A 24,055-nucleotide genomic window follows, 5' to 3' on the forward strand; every position below is an offset into this window, starting at 1 on the left:
AAATATTCGGCCAAACGGCGAAAAATCGTAAAAATATCCCTTCTGGGGCTTGATCGCGTCTCGATACGTGGGCAGAGGGTCATGGCTTAGTTGCGGTTCCGATAGCCTCGATCAGGTGAGTCGATTCGTCCATCCCGCCGGGGACCGGCACGCCGAGATGCTGCCCCACGAGCGCCCTCCGCTGGCGCCCGCCGACCTCAACCGGATCAACCCAGCGATCTGGCCGCGAACGTCGACCCGGACCGATGGCACGCTCACTGTCGGCGGCGTCGACGTGCGCGAGCTGGCTCGCGAGCACGGCACGCCGCTCTACGTCCTCGACGAGGACGACGTGCGCTCGCGCATGCGCGACTACGCCACGGCCTTCGCCGGCTCCGAGGTCCACTACGCGGGCAAGGCGTTCCTGTGCAAGGAGATCGTCCGCTGGCTCGACGACGAGGGCCTCGGGCTCGACGTGGCCAGCGGCGGCGAGCTGGCGGTGGCGCTCAGCGTCGGGTTCCCGCCCGAGCGCATCACCATGCACGGCAACAACAAGTCCGTCTCCGAGCTCACCAGGGCGCTGGAGGTCGGGGTCGGCCACGTCGTGGTCGACTCGTACGAGGAGATCGCCCGGCTCGGCCACCTCGCCCAGCAGCTGGGCAAGGGGCCCAAGGTGATGATCCGGGTGACCACCGGGGTCGAGGCGCACACGCACGAGTTCATCGCGACGGCGCACGACGACCAGAAGTTCGGGCTGTCGCTCAACACCGGGGCGGCCGCGGAGGCCGTACGCCGGATCCTCGCCCTGCCGCAGCTCGAGCTCGTCGGGCTCCACTCGCACATCGGCTCCCAGATCGTCGACACGGCCGGGTTCGAGGTGGCGGCCAGGCGCCTGACCGCGCTGCTCGTGCAGATCAAGGAAGAGCACGGCGTCGTGCTGCCCGAGCTCGACCTGGGCGGCGGCTACGGCATCGCCTACGTCGAGGGCGACGAGGCGCCCGACATCAAGGAGCTGGCCGACGGGCTGCGCGAGATCGTCACCAAGGTGTGCACGGACGCCGGCCTGCCCGTGCCCAGGCTGACCGTGGAGCCGGGGCGCACCATCGTCGGGCCCGGCGGCATCACCCTCTACTCGGTCGGCACCGTCAAGGACGTCGAGGGCCTGCGCACGTACGTGAGCATCGACGGCGGCATGAGCGACAACGTGCGCACCGCGCTCTACGGCGCCGAATACACCGCGGCGCTGGTCAGCCGCGAGAGCACCGCCGAGCCCATGCTCAGCCGCCTGGTCGGCAAGCACTGCGAGAGCGGCGACATCATCGTGCGCGACTTCCACCTGCCCGCGGACCTCGCCCCCGGCGACCTGATCGCGGTGGCGGCCACCGGCGCCTACTGCCGGTCGCTGGCCAGCAACTACAACTACCTGCCCAGGCCCGCCGTGGTCGCCGTCTCCGGCGGCAAGTCGCGCGTGATCGTGCAGGGCGAGACCGAGGACGACCTGTTGAGGGGGCAGCTGTGAAACCGCTGAAAGTGGCGCTGCTGGGCTGCGGCGTCGTCGGCTCGCAGGTCATCAGGCTCATGCACGAGCAGGCCGCCGACCTGGCCGCGCGCATCGGCGCCCCGCTGGAGCTGGCCGGGGTCGCCGTACGCCGGCTCGGCCGCAAGCGCGACGTCGAGGTTGACCCCTCGCTGCTCACCACCGACGCCGAGGCGCTGGTCACGCGCGACGACGTCGACATCGTCATCGAGGTCATCGGCGGCATCGAGCCCGCCCGCACGCTGATCGTCGCGGCCCTGTCCAAGGGCAAGTCCGTGGTCACCGCCAACAAGGCGCTGCTGGCGGAAGACGGCGGCACCCTGCACGAGGCCGCCAGGCAGGGCAACGGCGACCTCTACTTCGAGGCCAGCGTGGCCGGCGCCATCCCGCTGCTGCGCCCCCTTCGCGAGTCGCTGGCGGGCGACCACGTCAAGCGCGTGCTCGGCATCGTCAACGGCACCACCAACTACATCCTCGACAAGATGGACACCACGGGCGCGTCCTTCACCGACGCCCTGGAGGAGGCCCAGACGCTCGGCTACGCGGAGGCCGACCCGACGGCCGACGTCGAGGGCTTCGACGCCGCCGCCAAGGCCGCCATCCTGGCCGGGCTCGCCTTCCACAGCCGCGTCACGGCCGCCGAGGTGCACCGCGAGGGCATCACCGACATCACCGCCACCGACGTGGCCTCGGCCAAGGCCATGGGCTACGTCATCAAGCTGCTGGCCATCTGCGCCCGCTCCGACGACGGCCGCTCGTTCGGGGTGCGGGTGCACCCCGCGATGATCCCGCGGTCGCATCCGCTGGCCGGGGTGCGGGAGGCGTACAACGCGGTCTTCGTGGAGGCGGAGTCGGCGGGACAGCTGATGTTCTACGGCAAGGGGGCGGGCGGGGCTCCGACGGCCTCCGCGGTCCTCGGCGACCTGGTGGCCGTCGCCCGCAACCGCCTGGCGGGCACGCGCGGGCCGGAGGAGTCGACGTACGCGGACCTGGTGGCCCATCCCATGGGCGACACGGTCACGCGCTGCCACGTGGCGCTCGACGTGGCCGACAAGCCGGGCGTGCTGGCGCGGGTGGCGGAGCTGTTCGCCAAGCACGACGTGTCGATCCAGACGGTGCGCCAGGAGGGGCATGGTGACGACGCCCAGCTCGTCATCGTCACCCACCGCGCCACGGACGCCGCGCTGTCGGCGACCATGGAGGGGCTGCGCGAGCTGGACATCGTCCGCGCCGTCGCCGGCGTCATGCGCGTGGAGGGCGACGACTAGCCGGGATGTACTTCGGAATTAGTTCCGAAGTATGCTTGGTTCTGTGGCTACGCCGACGGTTCCCTTTTCCGAGCTCTCGAAGCACTCCAAGGAGGTCGCCGAGAAGCTGAGCCGCGTGCAACGCGTGCACATCAGGCGCCGTGATGGGGAGGACCTCTTCCTCACGACCGCCCGGCACGACCGGGAGCGGGAGGAGACGGCGAGCGTGGTCGCCCAACTGCTCGCCGCGCTCGTCGCCAGCGACGAAGGCGTTCGGGCGGTCGAACAGGCGCTTCCTGCTGTGTTCTCCTGGGTTCGGCACCTCTCGGCGGAGGAGCGGCGAGAGTTCGTCCAGGACATCGTCGATGCCACCAGGGACGCCGTTGACCTGGACGTCCATGCGACGCTGCACAGAGTCATCGCCGAGTGGCGCGCCACCGCCCGTATCCTGGCCGATCCCGCTCTGACCGCCCGGCTCACCGGCCCGCTGCCCGACGAGGACCACGGCGAGGTGCTGGCGCCGTGAGCCCGAAACGTGGCGACGACGTGGCGCCGCCACCCATCGCCGGTGAGTGGCGCCTGCGGTTCGCGACGAACGAGGCCGCGAAGGGCTGGGCGGCGCTGTGTTCGGAGGCTCCAGGCAATACCCGCCGCTGTTTCGAAGCCTTGAGAGGCGATCCGATCTCCTCCGAGGATCCCGACAGACAGCACCGGCTTCGTGGACGCCTGGCAACCGCCTGTTACGGCGGACGCGACCTGCCGCAATGGGAGTACGAGGTCACGGCGGGCGGCCGTGTGCGGTATCTGGTGGATGTGGAGAAGCGGACCGTGTACCTCGTGTACGCCTCCACTCGGCACCCCAAGGACACCGACGCGTAAAACCGCTCACTCGTCGGGGAAGGCGAGGGCGCGGACCTTGCGGACGGCTCGCTTGAGCACCGTGCGGTTCTGGGCGCGGGCGAGGCGGACCGCCTCCCTGCGCCAGGCCTCGGCCTTCTCGCGCCAGCGCGCCGCGTCCCTGGCGTTCTTGCCCGTCTCCCGCCGCAGTTGCGCGAGCTCCGCGCGGAGGGCGGCGGCGCGCTTGCGGTAGAGGGCGATCTTCTTCTCGTGCTCGGCGGTGAGCCGGTCGAGCTCCGGAACGGGTCTCTTGCGCGGCGGGTAGACGGCGGGGCGGCGCTTGAAGCCCCAGCTCTCCCCGTCCAGCCACTCCAGGCCGAAGAGGGCGTCGATCAGGTCGTCCCAGTCGTCGTCCGGGGCGGCCACCAGGGCGGCTCTCGACTCGGCGGCCGTGCGGTCCAGCCTGGCCATCGTGACGCCGTGCGCCGTCTCGTCCAGGGCCAGGCAGAGGGCGCCCAGGTCGTACTGCTCCATGTGGTCCACCAGGCGTTCCACCGTGTCCTCCGACGGGACCCAGCCGGGCGGCACCGAGAGCCGGAACGGGGCCGTCCCCTCCAGGGGGCTGGTCAGGTGGACGCGGGGGTCGCCGGCGAAGTTGGCCTGGATGAGGCGGAGGTCGAGGTGCGGGTCGGCGAGCGGGGAGCGGCGTCCGGCGGTCAGGGACTCCCAGGGGCCGGGGACGGTGACCCTGACGTCCGGGATCGTGCCGGCCAGGAGGCCGTCCACCGTCGCCCGCACGTCCTCGTACGGGCCCGCCGGCACCGTCGCGTCCACGTACGGCACCAGCCACTGGCGGCCCGGATCCGTGCGCAGATAGCGGCGGTAGGGGACCCGGTCGGCGACGAAAGGGTCGTTGTAGCGCTTGAGCGCCGCGAAGTCGCGCATCGCCGTCGGCAGCCCGACGTGCCAGGCACGGGACTCCGGGTCCGGGACGAACACCGCCCCCGCCTGGGTGAGCCGGTAGCCCAGCTCGGTGTCCTCGGCCAGAACCAGGGACGTGTCCAGGCCGCCGATCGAGCGCAGGAGCCCGGCCGGGTACGACGCCGTGGCCCCCACGTGGATGCGGGTGGCCAGGGAGCTGGGGGCGGTACGCAGGCCGTCGTGGTCGTGGATGATCCGCTCGGCCCAGTCGTGGCGGTGCGGTGACAGCGGGAAGAGCTCGCCCTCCTCGTCCGACTCCAGCGCCTGGCGTACCCGCTCCTGCGTCGGGAGGTCGGTCGCGGCGGTGAAGTCGATCCAGCCCAGGACCACCACGTACGGGGCCAGGTGGTGCCAGCGCAGCTGGGCCTCCACGTGGTGCCGGTGCGGGACCATGTCGGCGTCCAGGACGAAAACGACCTCGCCGGTCGCGGTGTCCAGGCCCGCCTGAACGGCCCAGGCCCGGCCCCAGCCGCCCGGCGGGCTGGAGATCAGCTTGGTCCTGCCCGGGACGAGCTCCGGGAGGTGGATCGGGGTGGCGCTGCCGTCGTCCACCACGATGACGTCGAGCAGGTGCTCGGGGTAGCTCTGGGCGGCCAGGGCCGCCAGGGTGAGGTCCAGGGTCTCCTGGCGGTCGTGGGCCGGGATGACGACGGTGACGGTGAGCGTGGGCTCCCAGGCGCCCAGGGCGGGCGGCGCGAGGACGCCGAAGTCGTTGCGGCGGATGCGGGGGATGCCGGTCATGGGAGAGGGCTCCCGTCCAGGGCCATGAGGGCGTTCGGGCGGAAGCCGCGCCACTGCTGTCTGTTGCGCTGCAGGAACGTCCCGATCGGCTCCTGCCAGGTGTGGTTGGCCGCCGGGCCCCTGCGCAGGATGTAGCCGAGCCCGTGCGTACGGTAGATCTGGCCCCCGGCCGCCTGCAGGGCCTCCTGGAACTGGGTGTCCACCGAGCGCCGCAACGGCCGGAACCCGCCCACCGCCTGGAACGCCGAGCGCTCCACCAGGATCGTCCCGCCGGCGACGAAGCTGGTGATCTGCTCGGTGACCTGCCTGCGGTGCACGGTGACGTCGATGGAGGTCAGGTACACGAACTCCGGCACCGTGCCCACCACCTGGGCGCCCGAGTACGAGTGCGCCAGCAGCAGGTCGGACAGGAAGTCGGGGCCGTACCAGTCGTCGTCGTCCATCTTCAGCAGGAACGAACCCGAGGCCCTGGCGGCCGCGTGGTTCAGCACCTCGCCGAACACGTCCTGGCGATCCGCCTCGAACACGCTCAGCTGGCCCTCGAACGCCTCGATCGCCTTGGCCACGTCCGGGTGGCCCTTCGGGACGCCGTGCAGCGCGAGGATCACCTCGAGCTCGGCGCCGCGCTGGCGGGCGACCTGGTCGAGCGCGAACGACACCATGTCGGTGCGGCGCGTGGCCAGCAGGACCGAGGTGAGCGGGGGCGCGGGAGCGGGCGCGCCGAGCTGCTCCCACCTCGCGGCGACGCCGTGCGTACGGAGTGCGGCGCGGCGCAGGCGGATGCTGTGCTCCTCGCGCCGGAGGTCGTCCGAGAGGTCCGGGCAGTGCTCGACGAGCTCGACGATCTCCTCGCCGAGCGCTCCCGCCCAGCGTGGCACGGCCTGCGCGCGCAGCGGCACCCCGGCGGCGGCCAGGCCGGTCAGCACCCGTACGGCGGCCAGGGGACCGCTGTGCGCGTGCCGCCAGTCCACGTCGACGCCGCGGATCTGCCGGAGCCTGGCCACGTCGGCGTCGGTCACCCCGCCGGACTCGGCGAACGACGTCACGACCTTGTCGTCCAGCACCACCGACCACCGGCCGTCCCGCTCCACCAGGGAGGCCAGGCCACGGGAGGGGGTGGTGACGAAACCCTGGGGGTTCACGAGGCGTTCGTCCACGGGCGGGACCATGGAGGGCTCGCCCAGCACGTCGGGGTCGGCCAGCGGGGAGTCGGCCATGCCCGGCCGTCCGAGGTGCTCCCAGGTCACCGCCCGCAACGTCGGCCGCTCGATGGGCGTCTGGTCCCCTGCCCACTCCACGGTTTCGGCGTCGTCGGCCGGTGCCACGGCGTCCTGAACGGCGCTCGCACTCTCCATCGACGGGTGGCCGAGGGTGCGCAGGACCACGTCGCTGCCCGGCGCGCCGACCCGTTCGGGCACCGGCCCGGTCACCTCGGCGGGGGTCGCGTTGGGGTCGCCGGGGCGCCAGTCGGCCGCCCCGACGCCCGCGATCGCCGCCGCCGGGGCCGCGATCACGTCGAGGCGGTGGCCCGCGAACGCCCGCGCCGTCGCGGTCACGGTACGGCCCGCGGGCGTGACGGAGGAGAACCGGGCGTCGACCACCCAGACCCGGTTCCTGGGCTGGTAGACCCGCAGATCCGTCAAGGACCGCCACCGGTGCGCGGGGGTGGGGGTGGGGACCGGCGCGGGGTGGGCGGCGGGCGTGTCGAGCACGGCCACGACCACCCGCTCGGCCTGTGGCAGCAGCTTGTGCAGTGTCGCGATCCTGCGCAGGTCGGCCGGTGTCCTGGCGAGCACGAGGACCTCGCCCACCTGCTCGGCCTCGTGGGGCGGCTCCAGCAGGTCCCGATCGAGGTCCACGACCTGCCGGGCCTCGCTGGACGTTCCCGAGGAGCGCCGGCGGGCGGTCGCGCCCACCCCGGCGGGGGTGGCGTAGAGGGGGGCGACGTCGTCGATCCCGGCGAAGAAGACCCGCGCTCCGGGCAGCTCCGCCAGCAGTTGACGGATCATCCGGCGCTCCGCAGGTGCCTGATCAGCGAGCTCAGCCCGCCCCGTCCCGCGGCCTCGTCGGCGGGCGGCTCGGCGGACAGCCGTTCGACCTCGGCCGCGAGCCGCTCCACCTCCGTCCGCAGCTCCTTGACCTCCCGCTGCCGTTCCCCGGCCAGCGCCCGCCATTTCGCGGGCTCGCCGGCCAGCGGCTCGGCCTCCTCCGCCGGCGCGAACCCGTACTCGCTCCCGCTGACCCACTCCGACCCGAACATCTCGTCCACCAGGTCGTCGGCCCGGCCCTCGTGGAGCGCGGCGCGGGAGAAGGCGGCCGTGCGCTCCAGGCGGGCGGCCGCGACCCCGGAGGCGTCCTCCGACAGCGCGACGCTGACCAGGCCGAGCAAGTCGCCGTCCGCATGGCTCACCAGTCTGGAAAGCGTGTCGGCGCCCAGCGTCCACCCGGTGGGAACGCGGAGCAGGAAGGGGGCGGGCGCGGCGGAGGCGGGTACGCTCTCCGCGAACATGACCCGGGGCTCGTGCGCGTAGAGATTGTGCAGCAGGCGCAGATCGAGGAGCGGGTCGTCGAGGCTGGAGCGGCGTTCGCCGGTCAGCTTGCCCCAGGGGCCGACGAGGGTGACGGCCGCGTCGGCGAGGGTGCCCGCGAGGGCCGAGTCGACGCTCGCCCGCGTCTGCTCGTAGGTGGTCGCCGTCACGACGACCTGGACGTACGGCACCCGCCAGTGACGCCGGGGGTGGCTGCGCAGCCAGCGCAGATCGGGGATGAGATCGCCCAGGAAGGACCAGTTGTGCCGGTGCACCTCCTTCTCCCGCAGCATCACGGTGGAGGCGCCGACGTGCCAGGCCCTGGCCTGCGCGTCGGGGACGAACACCGCCCCCGCCTGCGCCAGCCGGTAGCCGAGCTCGGTGTCCTCCGCCATGTTCAGGGAGGTGTCCACGCCGCCCGCCGCGCGCAGCAGATCGGCCCGTACGGACGTGGACGCGCCCGTGTGCAGCAGGTACGCGCTCGCGCCCGCGTCCTTGAGCCACCGGGTCGACTCCAAGGTCTTCCTCGTGTACTCGGACTGGATGCCCTCCTCGCCCGGCTCCTCGACGAACCGGACGTCCCCGATCACCACCGCGTGGTCGATCAGGTGGTGCCAGCGCATGTGCGCCTCGATGTGGTCGTCCGCGAGGAGCATGTCGGAGTCGAGCCAGTGGATCACGTCGCCGGTGGCCGCGAGCTGCCCGGTCTGCCGGGCCGCGCCGCGTCCCCACCCGTCGGCCACGCGTACGACCCGCGCGCCCGCCACCTCCAGCGGCGGCTCGCTGCCGTCGTCCGCGACCACGATCTCGACCAGCTCGGCCGGGTACGTCTGCCGCGCCAGCGCCGGGACCGTGCGCTCCAGCGCCTCCGCGCACTCGTAGGCCGGGATGACCACGGAGACCCGCAGCGTGGGCTCCCACGCTCCCACCTCCGGCGGCCGCAGCGCCCCGTAGTCGTTGTGCCTGACCCGCGTCATACGGAGTCCCTGGCCAGCGCGCGAACCTCCGCGCGCAGCTCCTCCACCTCTCGCGCCCGCGCCATGGCGTTGACCCGGTCCTCCCCGAGCGAGGCCAGGATGGCGCCGAGGTCGTCGGCCCGCCGTCCGGCGGAGTCCTCGACGGCCTGCACCAGCAGGTCCAGCCTGGTCTCGATGTTCTTGAGTGCGGTGGTGGTCCTCGCCAGCTCGGCCTCGTACTTCTTGATCCGCAGATCGATGCGGTGCGCCTTGCCGTCGAGGCGGCGCACGGTGAGCACGAGGAAGGCGAGGGCCGCCAGGGTGACCAGGAAGGCCACCGTGACCGCTGCCGCGCCGAAAGTGATCAGGCCGGCGAGGACGAGCAGGGCGAGCACGCCGGCGGTGAGAGCTGCGAGGAGTGCGGCGGTCGCTGCCAGTCGGCGGGGCGAGAGCATCCGCGCATACCTTTCGTTTGGAACATCAGAGGCGTCGAGGACATCACGGGATTATTGACACCTTAATAAACAACAGGCACCTACCGTGCCACACCTTCCTGGAGGAAAACTGAGAATCACGTCCACTCCACCTGCGGCGTAGGGCCTGCCGAATGTGGAGGCCGCGTCTACCAGTGAGTAAAACGGGCGTAAGGTAGGCGCCGACCAAGTCCCAAGGAGGCCCATGTCCATCACCCCTTGTGGCTTCGCTCGTACACCGGAGAAGGGGCTGGCCCGCCTGCACTGGGCGCACGACGGCTGGGCGGTGGAGGGCCAGTGCCCCGACGTGACCGCGCTGCGCCCGCTGCGCGGTCTGGAGATCGAGTGGCCCGCCGCCGAGGTGCCCTTGGCGGGATTGCTGCGGCTGGCCGCCGCCGGGGTCCCGCTGACCGCCGACCGCGCCGCGCCGTGGGTGCCCGGCGACCTCGCCGCGCTGCTCACCGACCGCGACTGGCTCGGCCACGCGGCCGACGGGACCGCGCGTTCGCTGGCCGACCTGCGGCGGGAGGAGCACAGCGTACGCCTGCGCCGCTTGGGGCACCGCGCATCCAGGCCTTCGGTGAGCATTGTGATGTCGAGCAAGCGGCCGGGGATGGTGGGGACGGCGCTGGCCCAGATGGGCCGGCAGCGGGACGTCGAGGTCGAGGTGCTGCTCGGGTTGCACGGGGTGGGCTTCGAGGAGGTGCGGGAGGCGGTCGAGTCGTGTTCGCTGCCGGTGAAATGGATCGAGGCCCCGCAGGACGTTCCGTTCGGAGAGGTGCTCAACCGGTTGGCGGCCCTGGCGCGCGGCGACTACCTGGTGAAATGGGATGACGACGACTGGTACGGGCCGCGCCACCTGGGGGATCTGCTCATGGCGCTGGCGTACTCGGGGGCCGACGTGGTGGGGACGACGGCCGAGTTCTTCTACCTGGAGCCGCTGCGGGCCACGGTGCGGCGGACGACTTTCGCGAGTGGGGCGGCGTATCCGAGCGAGGTGTGGGCCGATCATGTGGCCGGAGGGACGATCTTGATTTCCCGGGCGAAATTTCAAGAAATTGGGGGATTTCCTAGGCTATCGCGGGCAGTTGATCTGGAGTTTCTCAAAGCAGCGCAAAAGGCTGGAGCGCGTGTCTACCGTACCCACGGGCTGGGCTACGTCCTGCGCCGGGGGCTCGGCGACGAGCACACCTGGCAGCTGCCCCTCGCCCACTTCCTCAAGGTGGCCGCCAACCAGTGGCGCGGCTTCCGCCCGAGCCTGCTGATGGAAGCCGCATGACCACCGATGTCACCGGTGCGGCCAGGGTGCGCGGCAACGACTACCGGACCCTCGAACCTCTCCGGGAAGACCTCACCCCGGAGCTCACGGTCAGCGTGGTCATCCCGGCCTACGGCGGGCAGGACAAGCTCGACCTGGTGCTCGCCGGGCTGGCCGGGCAGACGTACCCGGCGGAGCTGACCGAGGTCATCGTCGTCGACAACGGCAGCGCGTCCCCGCTGCGCCTGCCCGCCGTCCGCCCGGAGCGGACGCGCCTGATCGTCTGCGCGGAGCCAGGCCGGGCCAACGCCCGCAACGCCGGGCTGGCCGAGGCGACCGGCGACGTGATCCACTGGCTCGACTCCGACGTGGTGCTCACCCCGGGCGCGATCGCGGCCCACATGCGCTGGCACCACGCCGCCCCCTACCTGGTCGTCACCGGCTACATCCGCTTCACCGACGCCGAGGTGCCCCGCGAGCTCCCCGACGACCTGGAGAGGCACTTCGAACCCGCGGAGCCGCACGCCTGGATCGTCGATCTCGTCGAGCGCACCGACGGCCTCACCGACAACCCCCAGCGCCCGTTCAGCCTGCACGTCGGGGGCGCGACCTCGGTCAACGCCCGGCTGATCGAGGCCGCCGGGCCCATGGACGACGAGCTGATCCTGGGCCAGGACACCGAGATGGGCTACCGGCTCGGCCAGGCGGGCGCCGTCTTCGTGCCGGAGCCGTCGGCCCGCGCCTACCACCTCGGGCCCACCATGCGGATGCGCGGCAAACAGCCGATCGACCGGGTGAGCCACGCGTTCGTGGCCGACCGCATCCCGGCCTACCGGTGGCTGCGGGGGCATCCCGGGCGGCAGTGGAAGGTGCCGTACGTCACCGTGGTGGTGGACGGCACCGCGGGCTACGACTCGGTGCGCGCGACGGTGGACGCGCTGCTCGCCGGCACGTTACCCGACCTGTCCGTGCTCGTACTCGGGCCCTGGGACACCCTCGACCGCGACCGTCGCTCCCCCCTGCAGGATCCCGACCTCGACCTGGTGCTGGTCCAGGGCCACTATCGCCACGAAGGCCGGGTACGCCTGTCCGCCACGGACTCCGTCGACCCCGCCGTGCCCTTCGTGCTGCGCCTGCCGCCCGGCTGGGTCCCCGGCGAGGACTCGCTCGCCCGCCTGCTCGACCTGGCCCGCGACGAAGGGCTCGGCCTGGTGAACGTGCTGCTCCGCGAGTCGTCCCAGGGGGTCCTCGCGGCCCGCCTGGAACGCGCGTCAGCCTTCGCCCGGGCCCGCATCGTGGTGACGCCGGGGGAGGACCTGGACGACGCGGTGGACTCGGTGTCGGGCGTCACCTGGGTGGAGGCGGAGACGTACGGCTTCACGACCGAGCCGGGGGCGATCCTCGGGCGGCGGGGGGCGTACCGGGCGCGCCTGGAGGCGCAGGCCGAGACGGCCCGGCTGGCCAAGGAGGCGGAGCGGCTGCGGGCGCAGGTGGCCAAGTGGCGGGACGAGGCGGGGCGCTGGCGCAAGTCGACCGTGGAGCTGCGGCGCGAGGTCGGCACGCTGCGCCGCCAGCTGGCCGCGGCCGGCCGCGCCCAGCAGAGCCTGCGGGTCCTGGTGTCGACGACCATGAAACGCGCCTTGCGCAAACGCCTGCGCGGCTGACCCGCCCGCCCCTTCGCGTGCCCGGAGGTCAGCTGGGGCGGAGGGCGGACTTGAGACGGCGCAGCAGCGTGTTCTCCGGCGGCACCGAGACGGTCACCGGGGCGGCGGCCGAAGTCGGGGCGGGGATGGTGACCGGTTCGGGTCGCGCGGGAGCCGGCACGGGCCAGTAGCGGTCCGGCGGCTCGTGGCGTACCCCGTGGGTGGTGGCGATGAGGTCGTCCACGTCGGCGGTCCCCGGGTCGGCGAGCAGGACGGCGCGGCCGAGGGCGGAGGTGCGCTCCAGCCGGGCCGTGCGCCCGTCGGGCAGGTCGACGATCAGCACGCCGGTGAGGTCCTTCTGCACCGACTCGATCATGCGCTCCAGCGTCGCCCGGTGCAGCGGCACGTCGACCGGCCCCCGGTAGCGGAACGGCGTGGGCGCCGGCGTGGGGGCCGCTTCGTCGATCAGGCGGATGCGATCGTCGTGCGCGAACAGGTCACGCATCAGCCGCAGCTCGAAGCACGGATCCGCCAGGACGGACCGGCGCCCGGAGGCCAGCCGCGACCACGGCCCCACCAGCGTCACCACCACGTCCTGCAACTTGCCGTCCAGCGCCGCCGCCACCGCCTGCCGCACCACCGACTCGGAGGTGTCCGTGACGTCGAGCACGATCTCCACGTACGGCACCAGCCACCGCCGCCCCCGGTCCTTGCGCAGATCCCTGCGCAGCGGGATCCGGTGCGCCAGGTACGGCTCCACGGCCCGCACGGCGCGTTCCCTGTCGCGGTGCTGCGCGGGCAGCCCCAGGTGCACGGCCTGCGCGTCCATGTCAGGGACGAACACCACGCCGTGCATGGCCAGCCGGTAGGAGAACTCGGTGTCCTCGCCCCGCGCCACGTTCGGGTCGAGACCGCCCACGGCGTGGAAGACCTCCCGGGGCAGGGCGAAGGTCGGCCCCGTACACACGTGGTACGGGTTGCGGCTCTTGCGCAGTCCGTCGGTCTTGGCGATCGTCGCCTCGGTGGAGCTGGACACGGCCCCGGCCAGGTCGAACAGCTCTCCCAGATGGCCCGCCCGGAAGACCTGGCGCGGCGTGACCGGCGGCGCGTCCACGAACTTCTTCATCCCGATCGTGACGAGATAGTCCGTCACGTGGTGCCAGCGGGCCAGGGCCTCGATGTGCTCGCGGCAGGCCACCATGTCGGCGTCGAGACGCTGGATGATCTCGCCGTCGGCGGCCTTGGCGCCGGTGTTGACGGCGTTGGAGATGCCCCAGCCGTCGCGCACCCGTACGACGCGGGTGTTGGCGGGCCGGATCTCGGGCAGCAGGATGGGAGGCTCGCTGCCGTCGTCGACGACGAGGACCTCCATGAGATGGTCCGGGTACGTCTGCGCCGCCAGCGCCGCGAGTGTCAGGTCGAGCCGGTCCTGCCCGCCGTGAGCGGGTATCACCACGCTCACGGAAAGGGCGGGTGACCAGGTGCCGAGCTCCGGCGCCGCGATCGGCGAATAGTCGTTCTGCGTCAAGGCAGGACGCGCGTCCATGGTGGTGACCCCCTGCCCCGAGACCTTATCGGGAGATGCTGAGAATTTCCTGAATAGTGCCCCTGTCCAATGGATGTGTCCGGCCGGTGGACGCGGATCGGCGGCGGCCTGCCGCACCCCGTACACTCTGTGCCCAACACCGCAGGTAGGGAGTCATCATGAGCAGGTCGTGGCGTGGCCTCATCGAGGAATACCGCGAGCGTCTTCCTGTCACTCCGAAGACGCCCGTCATTACGCTGCTCGAGGGTGGCACGCCGCTGGTCCCCGCGAACCGTCTGTCGGCGCTGACGGGGTGCGACGTCTACCTGAAGGTCGAGGGAGCCAACCCGACGGGCAGCTTCAAGGACCGCGGCATGACCATGGCCATCAGCAAGGCGGTCGAGGAGGGGGCCAAGGCGGTCATCTGCGCCTCCACCGGCAACACCTCGGCGTCGGCGGCGGCCTACGCCGTACGCGCCGGGCTGACCTGCGCCGTGCTGGTGCCACGGGGGAAGATCGCCATGGGCAAGCTGGCCCAGGCGCTCGTGCACGGCGCCACGCTGCTGCAGGTCGAGGGGTCGTTCGACGACTGTCTCGAGATGACCCGCAAGCTGTCGTCCAGCTACCCGATCGCGCTGGTCAACTCGGTCAACCCGTTCCGGCTGCAGGGCCAGAAGACGGCGGCGTTCGAGATCGTCGACACGCTGGGTGACGCCCCGGACATCCACTGCATCCCGGTGGGCAACGCGGGCAACATCTCGGCGTACTGGATGGGCTACCAGGAGTACGCGGCCGACGGGGTGTCGACCAAGCGGCCGCGCATGTTCGGTTTCCAGGCCAGCGGGGCGGCGCCGATCGTCCAGGGCGCTCCCGTGTCCCATCCGCACACGATCGCCACCGCCATCCGCATCGGCAACCCGGCCTCCTGGTCGCTGGCCACCGCGGCGCGCGACGAGTCGGGCGGCGTCATCCAGGCGGTGACCGACCGGCAGATCGCGGCGGCGTACAAGCTGCTGGCGCAGGAGGAGGGCGTGTTCGTGGAGCTGGCCTCGGCCGCCAGCGTCGCGGGGCTTCTCCAGGCCCACGCGCAGGGGCTCGTCGACCCGGGCCGGCGCATCGTCTGCACCGTCACCGGCAACGGGCTGAAGGACCCCGACTGGGCGATCTCGGGCGCGCCCGCGCCCGTCGTCATCCCCATCGACGTCCACGCCGCCGCGGCGGCGCTCAACCTCGCCTGACAGGGAGTTCATGTGCGGACCGTTGAGATTCGCGTGCCCGCCACCTCGGCGAACCTGGGTCCCGGCTTCGACGCGCTCGGGCTGGCGCTGAGCCTGTACGACGACGTTGAGGCCGCGCTCACCGACGAGGCCGGGGTTCGCGTCACCGTCGAGGGCGAGGGCGCGGGTGAGCTGGATCTCGGAGAAGGTCACCTGGTCGTCAAGGCGATGCGGGCCACCTTCGATCGCATGGGGATCACGCAGCCCAGCGGGATCCGCCTGCACTGCCGTAACAGGATTCCGCACGCGCGCGGGCTGGGATCCTCGTCGGCCGCCCTGTGCGCGGGCATCCTGGCGGCCCGCGCTTTGGCTGAGGGCGAACAACTTTCTGAGCGCGGGCGATTTTCGGACGACGACGTTTTCGCGCTGGCCACGGAGATCGAGGGCCATCCCGACAACGTGGCCCCCTGTCTGGCCGGCGGACTGACCGTGGCCTGGTACGACCACTCCGGGGCGCCGCATATGGTGAAACTGGCTCCAGACGAGCGTATCCGCCCGGTCGTGGTCGTTCCTGTCACCCGGCTGGCCACGGAGACCGCACGGGGGCTGCTGCCGAAGGACGTGCCCCACAAGGACGCATCGTTCAACGCCGGCAGGGCTGCGCTGCTGATCGCGGCGCTGACCCGGCAACCGGAGCCCGGGCTGCTGCTCGCCGCCACCGAAGATCGACTCCATCAGCATTACCGCGCGCCTGCGATGCAGGACACCGCGAATCTGGTAGAACGTCTCCGTGCAGTGGGCGTGCCCGCCGTCGTTTCGGGAGCGGGTCCCACGGTCCTTGCGTTTTCGACATCGGATACGCAGGATTTGATCGCGCCAGAAGTGGGTAATGACTGGCACATCCAGCAAATGGACGTCGACCCGGTTGGTGCGAACGTTCAGTTCCCCGAGACACGCTGATGCCTCTTTAGACCTTCAGGGAATAGCCGTGTGCGCTGGTGATGTTAGGCTGGTAGCCGCACCAGATGCCCCCTTGGTGGGTGCGTGCTTGTCAGCCACACATCGCTGCATCATGTTTCACGTCGCGAGGCGTGAGCAGCGCGGCTGTCTCCCCGGACTCCGTTGCCTCCGGTTGGCCCACACCCGGTTGGCTCGAAACGAGGCGGCGACGACGGGGATCTGCGCGTTCGAATCACATCGACATCTGGTTGGCGACAGCAATCTGGGGGGTGTCAGCCACGCGCCACGGCCCTGTGGCGGCTTGGACGAGCCTCTCCCCAAGAGTGGCGGCCGTCCACAGCGACAGCCGAAGATCACAGCGTGCACCCCGACCCGGTCTGTCCCGCCGGATCGCAAGCACCTCCGGGACGCCCGGCAGAACGAAACCGGCGCCCGACCCCTGGGAAGGACCTTTTAGTTGAGCGACACCACCGAACTCCTCTCCGACGCATCAGGCGCAGAGCCGGCGTCCGGCGACACCCCCACCCGCGCACCGGCGAAGGCCACCCGTGCGCGTCGCTCCGGCACCGGCCTGTCCGCCAAGGTGCTGCCCGAACTGCAGAAGATGGCAGCGGAGCTGGGCATCAGCGGGACCGGGCGCATGCGGAAGAGCCAGCTGATCGCGGCCATCCAGGAGAAGCAGGGTGGCGGCTCCGGCGAGGCGGCTTCGGCTCCCGCCGTGGCCACCGAGGCGCCCGCCGCCGCCGCGGCCGACGCCGCCCCGGCCGCTGAGCGGCCCACCCGTACGCGCAGGGAACGTTCCCGCGCCAAGACCACCGAGGAGCCCGCGGCCCAGCCCGTCGCGCAGCCGGCGGAGCCCGTCGCCGTGGCCCCCGAGCCCGTCGCGGCCGCCGCGCCGGTCGAGCCGGTCGCGGAGCCGCAGGCCCAGGCCGTGGAGAGCGGCCAGAGCGACACGCGCGCCGAGCGCGGCGAGAGCCGTCGCGAGCGCCGCAGCCGCGGTGAGCGCCGCGAGCGGGGCGACCGCTCCGGCAGCGACCGCGGTGAGGGCGGTCGTGTCGAGAGCAGCCGCGACAGCGGCCGTGACAGCCGTGACAGCCGTGACGGCGGGCGCGACAGTGGCCGTGACCTCGGCCGTGACAGCGGTCGTGACCTCGGACGCGACGGTGGACGTGACGGTGGCCGCGGCGAGCAGCGCGAGCGCGCCGCCGACGCGGGCCGGAGCGACCAGCGCGGTGACCAGCGCGGCGACCAGCGCGGCGGTGGCGGCGACGACGACGATCGCGGGCGCGGTCGCCGGGGCCGCTTCAGGGAGCGCAACCGCGGCCGCGGCCGTGACCGCTTCGAGGGCAGCGAGCCCGTCGTCGGTGAGGACGACGTGCTCATCCCGATCGCCGGCATCCTCGACATCCTCGACAACTACGCGTTCGTCAGGACCAGCGGCTACCTGCCGGGCAGCAACGACGTCTACGTCTCGCTCGCCCAGATCCGCCGCAACGGCCTGCGCAAGGGCGACGTCATCACCGGCGCCGTCAGGCAGCCCCGCGACGGCGAGCGGCGCGAGAAGTTCAACGCCCTGGTCCGCCTCGACACCGTCAACGGCATGGACCCGGACCAGGCCCGCAACCGGCCTGACTTCAACAAGCTGACGCCGCTCTACCCGCAGGAGCGCCTGCGCCTCGAGACCGAGCCGAACATCCTCACCACGCGGATCATCGACCTCGTCTCGCCGATCGGCAAGGGCCAGCGCGGCCTCATCGTCTCGCCGCCCAAGGCCGGTAAGACGATGGTGCTGCAGTCCATCGCCAACGCGATCACCCGCAACAACCCCGAGTGCCACCTGATGGTCGTGCTCGTGGACGAGCGGCCCGAAGAGGTCACCGACATGCAGCGGTCGGTCAAGGGCGAGGTCATCCACTCGACCTTCGACCGTCCGGCCGAAGACCACACCACGGTCGCCGAGCTCGCCATCGAGCGGGCCAAGCGCCTGGTGGAGCTGGGCCACGACGTGGTCGTCCTGCTCGACTCGATCACCCGCCTCGGCCGCGCCTACAACCTGGCGGCCCCGGCGTCCGGGCGCATCCTGTCGGGTGGTGTCGACTCCACGGCGCTCTACCCGCCCAAGCGCTTCTTCGGCGCCGCCCGCAACATCGAGAACGGCGGCTCGCTGACGATCCTCGCCACGGCCCTGGTCGAGACCGGGTCCAAGATGGACGAGGTCATCTTCGAGGAGTTCAAGGGCACCGGCAACGCCGAGCTCAAGCTCAACCGCTCCCTGGCCGACAAGCGCATCTTCCCCGCGGTGGACGTGGACGCGTCCGGCACGCGTAAGGAAGAGATCCTCATGGGCAAGGACGAGCTCCAGATCGTCTGGAAGCTGCGCCGGGTGCTGCACGCGCTCGACATGCAGCAGGCGCTCGAGCTGCTCCTGGAGAAGATGAAGGAGACCAAGTCCAACGCGGAGTTCCTCCTGCAGGTCCAGAAGACCACGGTGAGCAACGACCGCGACTAGCGGCTCCCTGAGAGGGGCGGCATGGGGTTCGTCCCCGTGCCGCCCCTTTCGCGCGCCGGCTGGGTAGGTGGGGGTAGCCCTACCCCGACGCCGGTTGCCATCCGTATTCACGGCGGCCCCTCGCGCGTGCAGGCTGAAGGCATGCGATCAGCCGCGTTGAAGGATCGGGTGCCGTTCGGGGCCAAGGGGCCGCTGGGGGTCGTGGTGGACCCCATGACGTGGCGGGCGGCGCCGTACCTGCTGATCACGGGGGTGACCGGGATCGGCTGGTTCGTCGCGCTGTCCGTCGCCGTGCCCACGTCGCTCACGCTGACCGTCGTCTGGGTCGGCGTGCCGCTGATGATGGCCGCGGTGCTGATGTGGCGCGGCGGGGCGATGCTGGAGAGGCGGCTGATGTACGCGGCGTTCGGCGTGAAGATCGCCGACCCGTACCGGGCCAGGCCCGAACGCGGGCTGGGCGCGCATCTCCGCTGGCTCCTGGGGGACGCGGCCACCTGGCAGGACCTGGGATACCTGCTGATGCTGCTCCCGCTCGGCCTGGTCGAGACCGCCGTGTCGGTCGTGCTGTGGTTCACGGCGGTGGTGCTGATCATCCAGCCCGTCCTGATGGCGCTGTGGGCGGCGGCGGACGTCTACACGGAGCTGACCATCGACAGCTGGCCGGGCGCCGTCGTCGCCATGGTCTTCGGGATGCTGGTGTTCGTGCTCGCGGCGTACCTCGTACGCGGGATGGCCTGGCTGCACGGGACGCTGGCGACGGTGCTGCTCGGCGGCAGCCAGGAGGAGCGGCTGAGGGCCAGCAGGGCCAGGGGGATCGACGCGGCCGAGGCGGAGCGGCGCCGGATCGAGCGCGACCTGCACGACGGCGCGCAGCAGCGGCTGCTGTCGGTGGCGGTGGACCTGGGGCGGGCGCAGTCGAAGTTCGACAGCGAGCCGGAGGAGGCCAGGATGCTCATCGCGCAGGCCCACGCGGGCACCAAGGCCGCCATCGCCGAGCTGCGCAACCTGGCCAGGGGGATCCACCCGGCCATCCTGAGCGACCGCGGCCTGGACGCGGCGCTGTCGGGGCTGGCCGCGCGGGCGCCCATCCGCGTGGACGTCTCCGTCGAGCTGAGGGAGCGGCCGCCCGCCGCGGTCGAGAGCATCGCGTACTTCATCGTGGCCGAGAGCCTGACCAACATGGCCAAGCACTCCGGCGCCACCGAGGCGTCGGTGACGGTGCTCAGGGACCATCGAGGCGTGGTCGTGGACGTGTGGGACGACGGCATCGGCGGGGCCGTCGTCTGCCCGGGTGGCGGCCTGTCGGGGCTGGCCGACCGGGCGGCCACCATCGACGGCGTGCTGGTCCTGCACAGCCCCGTGGGCGGGCCCACTCTCGTGCGTGCGGAGCTGCCCTGCGAGTGGTAGGCGCATGCCGCGGCCTGCAGTGGACAGCTCAACGCTGTCCACTGTAGTCATGTGGCCATGCGCGTGGTCATCGCCGAGGACTCCGTACTTCTGCGCGAGGGGCTCGCGCGTCTGCTCGCCGACGGCGGCATCGAGACCGTCGCGGCCGTCTCCGACGGGCCCGCGCTGGTGTCCGCGGTCCTGGAGCACGAGCCCGACCTGGCCATCGTCGACGTACGCATGCCGCCGACCCACACCGACGAGGGCCTGCGGGCGGCGCTGCAGGTGCGCGTGGCCAGGCCGGACTTCCCGATTTTGGTCCTGTCGCAGTACGTCGAGGAGCGCTATGCCGGCGACCTCATCGGCAGGGCCGTCGGCTACCTGCTGAAGGAGCGGGTGGCGGACGTGGCCGAGTTCCTGGAGACCTTGCGGCAGGTGGCGGCGGGCGGCACGGTCATCGATCCCGAGGTCGTCGTGCAGTTGCTGAGCCGCCAGCGCCGGGGCGCCCCGCTCGACTCGTTGTCCCCCCGGGAGCGCGAGGTGCTGGCCCTGATGGCCGAGGGTCGCTCCAACACCGCCATCGCCGCCCGGCTGGTCGTCACGGAAGGCGCGGTGGAGAAGCACATTTCCGGTATCTTCGCCAAGCTGGCCCTGGGGCCGGCACCCGAGGATCATCGCCGCGTGCTGGCCGTACTCACCTATCTGGGGCGCTGACGGGAATGCGCGATGGCCTGGGATGGTTGGACGATCTGGCACACTGGTAGCTGACCATTTAGCGGTTCCGGTTCACGCCGTGCGTGAAGGCGACCCGGCGGCCGCACCCCGAAAGGACAGCGATGAAGCGCGACATCCACCCTGACTACAACGTGACGCAGGTGAGCTGCTCCTGCGGTAACACGTTCACCACCCGTAGCACCGCCAAGAACGGCGTCATCCACGCCGACGTGTGCTCGGCCTGCCACCCGTTCTACACGGGCAAGCAGAAGATCCTCGACACCGGCGGCCGGGTGGCCCGCTTCGAGAAGCGCTTCGGCAAGAAGGCCACGGGCAAGTAGCTTCACCGACGCCGGCCCGGACGCACGCCCGTGCGCTGGGTCGGCGTTACTGGTGTAAGCCCCAAGACTAAGGACACACGGTGAACCTCGACGAGTTGCTCAAGGAGTATTCCGAGCTGGAGCTGCAGCTCGCCGATCCCGCCGTGCACGCTGACCAGAACAAGGCCCGCACCCTCGGCCGGCGTTACTCGCAGCTCACGCCGATCGTCACGACGTACCGCGAGCTCGACTCGACGCGCGACGACCTGACCGCCGCCAAGGAGTTGGCCGGTGAGGACGAGGCGTTCGCGGCCGAGGCGGCCGAGCTGGAGGAGCGCGTCCCCCAGCTCGAGGAGAAGCTCAGGCACCTGCTCATCCCGCGCGATCCCAACGATGACAAGGACATCATCATGGAGATCAAGGCGGGCGAGGGCGGCGAGGAGTCCGCGCTGTTCGCGGGCGACCTGCTGCGGATGTACCTGAGATACGCCGAGCGGCTCGGCTGGAAGACCGAGGTCATCGACAGCCAGCCCTCCGACCTGGGCGGCTACAAGGACGTCACGGTCGGCATCAAGGCCAAGGGCGACGAGGGCGTGTGGTCCAGGCTCAAGTACGAGGGCGGCGTCCACCGCGTGCAGCGGGTGCCCGTCACCGAGTCGCAGGGCCGGATCCACACCAGCGCCGCGGGCGTGCTCGTCTACCCCGAGGCCGAGGACGTCGACGTCCAGGTCGACCCCAACGACCTGCGCATCGACGTCTACCGCTCCAGCGGCCCCGGCGGCCAGAGCGTCAACACCACCGACTCGGCGGTCCGCATCACCCACCTGCCGACCGGCGTGGTCGTCTCGTGCCAGAACGAGAAGAGCCAGCTCCAGAACAAGGAGTCGGCCCTGCGCATCCTGCGGGCCCGGCTGCTGGCCATCGCCCAGGAGCAGGCCGAGGCCGCCGCGCAGGCCGAGCGCAAGTCGCAGGTCCGCACGGTCGACCGCTCCGAGCGCGTACGCACCTACAACTTCCCGGAAAACCGCATCTCCGACCACCGGGTCGGCTTCAAGGCGTATAACCTCGATCAGGTTCTCGACGGTGAGCTCACCGCCGTGACCCAAGCCCTCATCGACGCCGAGATGGCGGAGAAGCTCGCACAACACTCATGACATTTCTGCTGGACGAGATCGCCCTCGCCACCGCCCGGCTGGCCGAGGCAGGTGTTCCCTCACCGCGCACCGACGCTGAGGAGATCGCGGCATTCGTCCACGGCGTGCGCAGGAGCGAGCTCCACACGGTCAAGGACTCCGACTTCGACGCGCTGTTCTGGGAGGGCGTGGCCAGGCGCGAGGCCCGCGAGCCGCTGCAGCACATCACCGGCCACGCCTACTTCCGCTACCTCGAGCTGTCGGTCGGGCCGGGCGTGTTCGTGCCGCGGCCCGAGACCGAGGTGGTGGCGGGCTGGGCCATCGAGACGCTGCGCGCGATGGACGTGACCGCCCCGCTCGTCGTAGATCTCGGCACCGGCTCGGGCGCGATCGCGCTGTCGATCGCCCAGGAGGTGGCCTTGGCCGAGGTCCACGCCGTGGAGGTCGACCCCGGAGCGTACACGTGGGCCAAGCGCAACATCTCCGAGCTCGGCCAGGGCCGTACCCACCTGCACCCCGAAGACCTGGCCGAGGCGCTGCCCGAGCTCAACGGCAAGGTCGACCTGGTCATCTCCAACCCGCCCTACATCCCGCCCGGCGCGATCCCGCGCGACCCCGAGGTGCGCGACTACGATCCCACCAGGGCGCTGTACGGCTCCGGCGAGGACGGGCTCGGCGAGGTGCGCGCGGTCGAGCGCACGGCCCGCCGCCTGCTGCGGCCCGGCGGCTGGGTGGTCGTCGAGCACGCCGACCAGCAGGGCAGGGCGGTCTATCTGACGTTCCCCGAGGACAACGGCTGGCGCGACGTGCGCCTTCGCCAGGACCTCACCAGAAGGGACCGCTTCGTCACGGCCCGGCTGGGCCAGGACTAGGATCCATGCGAGTGAGGTGACAGGACCGATGGCCAGACGCTTTGACTGCTCCGACCTGGAGCAGCGGACCGTGGGCGTGATGGAGGCCGCGGCCGCCGTGCGGCGCGGCGAGCTCGTGGTGCTGCCGACCGACACCGTCTACGGCATCGGCGCTGACGCGTTCACGCCGGCGGCGGTCACGGCACTGCTCGACGCCAAGGGCCGGGGCCGCGAGATGCCGCCGCCCGTGCTCGTGGGCACCGTCAGAGCCGCCACAGCGCTCATAGACGACCTCGGGCCGTACGGGCAGGACCTTATAGACGCCTTCTGGCCCGGGCCGCTCACGCTCGTCTGCAAGGCCAACAGGGCCCTTTCCTGGGACCTGGGGGAGACCAAGGGGACGGTGGCCGTCCGCATGCCGCTCCACCCGGTCGCGCTCGACCTGCTCAAGGAGACCGGCCCCATGGCCGTCTCCAGCGCCAACCGCTCCGGCGCCCCCGCCGCCACCACGGCGGAGGAGGCCCAAGAGCAGCTCGGCGACTCGATCGAGGTCTATCTCGACGGCGGCAAGACCACCGACAACACGCCCTCCACCATCATCGACCTCACCACCGCCGTGCCCCGGCTGCTGCGGCGCGGGGCGATCCCGGTGGAGAAGCTGCGCGGCATCATCGGGTACGTCGCCACCGACGACTGACGCCATACCGTCTGCTTATCCCGGCTGCGATCGCCCTCCGGCCGACACTACGGTGAGGCCCGGAGCGGCGATTACGTCCGGGAGTGGCCCATGGGCAAGTTCGACGGCATGGATCCCAAGCTGGTCCGTGACCTGCTGACCGAGGTGAAACACGCGGCCACGCAGATGCGTACGGTCGAGGACCAGGTCAGGGCCGCCATGCACCGCGCCGGGCTGTCCGCCCAGACCACCCACCGCCCGGCGCAGGTCGCGGACGCCGTCGACGGGATGGTCAAGGACGTCAACGTCCGGCTCGGGGTGCTGGAGAAGCGCGTCGAACCGCCTCGGATGGGGGCGGGGGCTACTGAGGACGACGATCCCAAGCAGGTGCGGGGGGATCGGGACAAGTACGACAACCCACGGGCCGACGAGCCCCCATCGAAGGACGACGACACGAAGTCGGACTCGGACGGCAAGACGGGTGCTGATGGGAAGTCGGACTCGGACGGCAAGACGGGCGCTGACGGGAAGTCGGACTCGGACGGCAAGACGGGCGCTGACGGGAAGTCGGACTCGGACGGCAA

20 protein-coding genes and 1 pseudogene are annotated in these 24,055 nt (G+C 71.4%); 16 read left to right on the forward strand and 5 right to left on the reverse strand.

Annotation, left to right across the window (positions count from 1 at the left end; genetic code table 11):
• The first annotated feature begins 115 nt into the window (after positions 1–115).
• Genes lysA through AB0L65_RS14500 form a run of 4 tightly spaced genes read left to right on the forward strand, consistent with a single transcriptional unit; the run spans position 116 to position 3,642 of the window.
• Positions 116–1,498: a diaminopimelate decarboxylase gene (lysA, locus tag AB0L65_RS14485; RefSeq protein ID WP_364244712.1), complete on the forward strand. Its 1,383-nt coding sequence runs from the start codon at positions 116–118 to the stop codon at positions 1,496–1,498.
• The gene (locus tag AB0L65_RS14490; RefSeq protein ID WP_364244715.1) at positions 1,495–2,784 is read left to right on the forward strand and encodes a homoserine dehydrogenase; all 1,290 of its coding nucleotides are present in this window, start codon (positions 1,495–1,497) and stop codon (positions 2,782–2,784) included. Before lysA ends, AB0L65_RS14490 begins: the two co-directional genes overlap by 4 nt.
• Before the next feature lie 43 nt (positions 2,785–2,827).
• A complete protein-coding gene (locus AB0L65_RS14495; RefSeq protein WP_364244718.1) occupies positions 2,828–3,289 on the forward strand; it encodes a hypothetical protein in 462 nt (153 codons plus the stop codon).
• On the forward strand, positions 3,286–3,642 hold the full coding sequence (locus tag AB0L65_RS14500; protein ID WP_364244721.1) for a hypothetical protein: 357 nt from the start codon (positions 3,286–3,288) through the stop codon (positions 3,640–3,642). The genes AB0L65_RS14495 and AB0L65_RS14500 overlap by 4 nt, the downstream gene beginning before the upstream one ends.
• A gap of 6 nt (positions 3,643–3,648) precedes the next feature.
• Here AB0L65_RS14500 and AB0L65_RS14505 read toward each other — a convergent pair whose 3' ends face one another.
• The 4 genes from AB0L65_RS14505 to AB0L65_RS14520 are packed head-to-tail and all read right to left on the reverse strand — an operon-like array spanning position 3,649 to position 9,261.
• Positions 3,649–5,322 (reverse strand): glycosyltransferase, encoded by a 1,674-nt coding sequence (locus tag AB0L65_RS14505; protein ID WP_364244723.1) that lies wholly within the window; start codon positions 5,320–5,322, stop codon positions 3,649–3,651.
• Entirely contained in the window at positions 5,319–7,331 is a 2,013-nt protein-coding gene (locus AB0L65_RS14510; protein ID WP_364244726.1) for a glycosyltransferase, read from the reverse strand. The genes AB0L65_RS14505 and AB0L65_RS14510 overlap by 4 nt, the downstream gene beginning before the upstream one ends.
• On the reverse strand, positions 7,328–8,827 hold the full coding sequence (locus AB0L65_RS14515) for a glycosyltransferase (RefSeq protein ID WP_364244729.1): 1,500 nt from the start codon (positions 8,825–8,827) through the stop codon (positions 7,328–7,330). Before AB0L65_RS14515 ends, AB0L65_RS14510 begins: the two co-directional genes overlap by 4 nt.
• Entirely contained in the window at positions 8,824–9,261 is a 438-nt protein-coding gene (locus tag AB0L65_RS14520) for a hypothetical protein (protein ID WP_350729995.1), read from the reverse strand. Before AB0L65_RS14520 ends, AB0L65_RS14515 begins: the two co-directional genes overlap by 4 nt.
• A 223-nt stretch (positions 9,262–9,484) precedes the next feature.
• On the opposite strand from AB0L65_RS14520, the gene AB0L65_RS14525 reads away from it, so the two are divergent.
• Both AB0L65_RS14525 and AB0L65_RS14530 read left to right on the forward strand, forming a co-directional pair.
• On the forward strand, positions 9,485–10,558 hold the full coding sequence (locus AB0L65_RS14525; RefSeq protein ID WP_364244732.1) for a glycosyltransferase: 1,074 nt from the start codon (positions 9,485–9,487) through the stop codon (positions 10,556–10,558).
• The gene (locus AB0L65_RS14530) at positions 10,555–12,201 is read left to right on the forward strand and encodes a glycosyltransferase (protein WP_364244735.1); all 1,647 of its coding nucleotides are present in this window, start codon (positions 10,555–10,557) and stop codon (positions 12,199–12,201) included. Before AB0L65_RS14525 ends, AB0L65_RS14530 begins: the two co-directional genes overlap by 4 nt.
• A 28-nt stretch (positions 12,202–12,229) precedes the next feature.
• On the opposite strand, the gene AB0L65_RS14535 is transcribed toward AB0L65_RS14530, so the two are convergent.
• A complete protein-coding gene (locus AB0L65_RS14535) occupies positions 12,230–13,726 on the reverse strand; it encodes a glycosyltransferase (protein WP_364244738.1) in 1,497 nt (498 codons plus the stop codon).
• A gap of 158 nt (positions 13,727–13,884) precedes the next feature.
• On the opposite strand from AB0L65_RS14535, the gene thrC reads away from it, so the two are divergent.
• The 10 genes and pseudogenes from thrC to AB0L65_RS14585 form a co-directional block, all read left to right on the forward strand.
• Positions 13,885–14,943 carry a threonine synthase gene (gene thrC / locus AB0L65_RS14540; protein ID WP_364244741.1) on the forward strand — a complete coding sequence of 353 codons (1,059 nt, stop codon included), beginning with the start codon at positions 13,885–13,887 and terminating at the stop codon, positions 14,941–14,943.
• A 12-nt stretch (positions 14,944–14,955) separates the two neighbouring features.
• A complete protein-coding gene (thrB, locus tag AB0L65_RS14545; RefSeq protein ID WP_350730003.1) occupies positions 14,956–15,882 on the forward strand; it encodes a homoserine kinase in 927 nt (308 codons plus the stop codon).
• Between the two features lie 457 nt (positions 15,883–16,339).
• The gene (gene rho / locus AB0L65_RS14550; protein WP_364244744.1) at positions 16,340–18,391 is read left to right on the forward strand and encodes a transcription termination factor Rho; all 2,052 of its coding nucleotides are present in this window, start codon (positions 16,340–16,342) and stop codon (positions 18,389–18,391) included.
• A gap of 141 nt (positions 18,392–18,532) precedes the next feature.
• Positions 18,533–19,798 (forward strand): sensor domain-containing protein, encoded by a 1,266-nt coding sequence (locus AB0L65_RS14555; RefSeq protein ID WP_364244747.1) that lies wholly within the window; start codon positions 18,533–18,535, stop codon positions 19,796–19,798.
• 57 nt (positions 19,799–19,855) lie between these two features.
• Positions 19,856–20,491: a response regulator transcription factor gene (locus AB0L65_RS14560; protein ID WP_364244750.1), complete on the forward strand. Its 636-nt coding sequence runs from the start codon at positions 19,856–19,858 to the stop codon at positions 20,489–20,491.
• 122 nt (positions 20,492–20,613) lie between these two features.
• Entirely contained in the window at positions 20,614–20,832 is a 219-nt protein-coding gene (gene rpmE / locus AB0L65_RS14565) for a 50S ribosomal protein L31 (RefSeq protein ID WP_106248153.1), read from the forward strand.
• An 80-nt stretch (positions 20,833–20,912) separates the two neighbouring features.
• Entirely contained in the window at positions 20,913–21,965 is a 1,053-nt protein-coding gene (prfA, locus tag AB0L65_RS14570) for a peptide chain release factor 1 (RefSeq protein WP_364244752.1), read from the forward strand.
• Entirely contained in the window at positions 21,962–22,816 is an 855-nt protein-coding gene (gene prmC / locus AB0L65_RS14575) for a peptide chain release factor N(5)-glutamine methyltransferase (RefSeq protein ID WP_185071361.1), read from the forward strand. The genes prfA and prmC overlap by 4 nt, the downstream gene beginning before the upstream one ends.
• A 28-nt stretch (positions 22,817–22,844) precedes the next feature.
• Entirely contained in the window at positions 22,845–23,492 is a 648-nt protein-coding gene (locus tag AB0L65_RS14580; RefSeq protein ID WP_355191410.1) for an L-threonylcarbamoyladenylate synthase, read from the forward strand.
• Positions 23,493–23,582: 90 nt separating this feature from the next.
• A pseudogene (locus tag AB0L65_RS14585) lies at positions 23,583–24,055 on the forward strand (hypothetical protein); the annotation flags it as partial.

The organism is Nonomuraea sp. NPDC052116 (assembly GCF_040680035.1).
Lineage (GTDB): Bacteria > Actinomycetota > Actinomycetes > Streptosporangiales > Streptosporangiaceae > Nonomuraea > Nonomuraea angiospora_A.

Bases quoted from the DNA above. Each gene is read 5' to 3' on its own strand.
- AB0L65_RS14580 (WP_355191410.1), top strand. From the start codon at position 22,845: ATGGCCAGACGCTTTGACTGCTCCGACCTGGAGCAGCGGACCGTGGGC.
- AB0L65_RS14510 (WP_364244726.1), bottom strand. From the start codon at position 7,331: ATGATCCGTCAACTGCTGGCGGAGCTGCCCGGAGCGCGGGTCTTCTTC.
- rpmE (WP_106248153.1), top strand. From the start codon at position 20,614: ATGAAGCGCGACATCCACCCTGACTACAACGTGACGCAGGTGAGCTGC.
- AB0L65_RS14525 (WP_364244732.1), top strand. From the start codon at position 9,485: ATGTCCATCACCCCTTGTGGCTTCGCTCGTACACCGGAGAAGGGGCTG.
- AB0L65_RS14515 (WP_364244729.1), bottom strand. From the start codon at position 8,827: ATGACGCGGGTCAGGCACAACGACTACGGGGCGCTGCGGCCGCCGGAG.
- AB0L65_RS14560 (WP_364244750.1), top strand. From the start codon at position 19,856: ATGCGCGTGGTCATCGCCGAGGACTCCGTACTTCTGCGCGAGGGGCTC.
- prmC (WP_185071361.1), top strand. From the start codon at position 21,962: ATGACATTTCTGCTGGACGAGATCGCCCTCGCCACCGCCCGGCTGGCC.
- AB0L65_RS14555 (WP_364244747.1), top strand. From the start codon at position 18,533: ATGCGATCAGCCGCGTTGAAGGATCGGGTGCCGTTCGGGGCCAAGGGG.
- AB0L65_RS14520 (WP_350729995.1), bottom strand. From the start codon at position 9,261: ATGCTCTCGCCCCGCCGACTGGCAGCGACCGCCGCACTCCTCGCAGCT.
- AB0L65_RS14530 (WP_364244735.1), top strand. From the start codon at position 10,555: ATGACCACCGATGTCACCGGTGCGGCCAGGGTGCGCGGCAACGACTAC.
- AB0L65_RS14505 (WP_364244723.1), bottom strand. From the start codon at position 5,322: ATGACCGGCATCCCCCGCATCCGCCGCAACGACTTCGGCGTCCTCGCG.
- AB0L65_RS14535 (WP_364244738.1), bottom strand. From the start codon at position 13,726: ATGGACGCGCGTCCTGCCTTGACGCAGAACGACTATTCGCCGATCGCG.
- thrC (WP_364244741.1), top strand. From the start codon at position 13,885: ATGAGCAGGTCGTGGCGTGGCCTCATCGAGGAATACCGCGAGCGTCTT.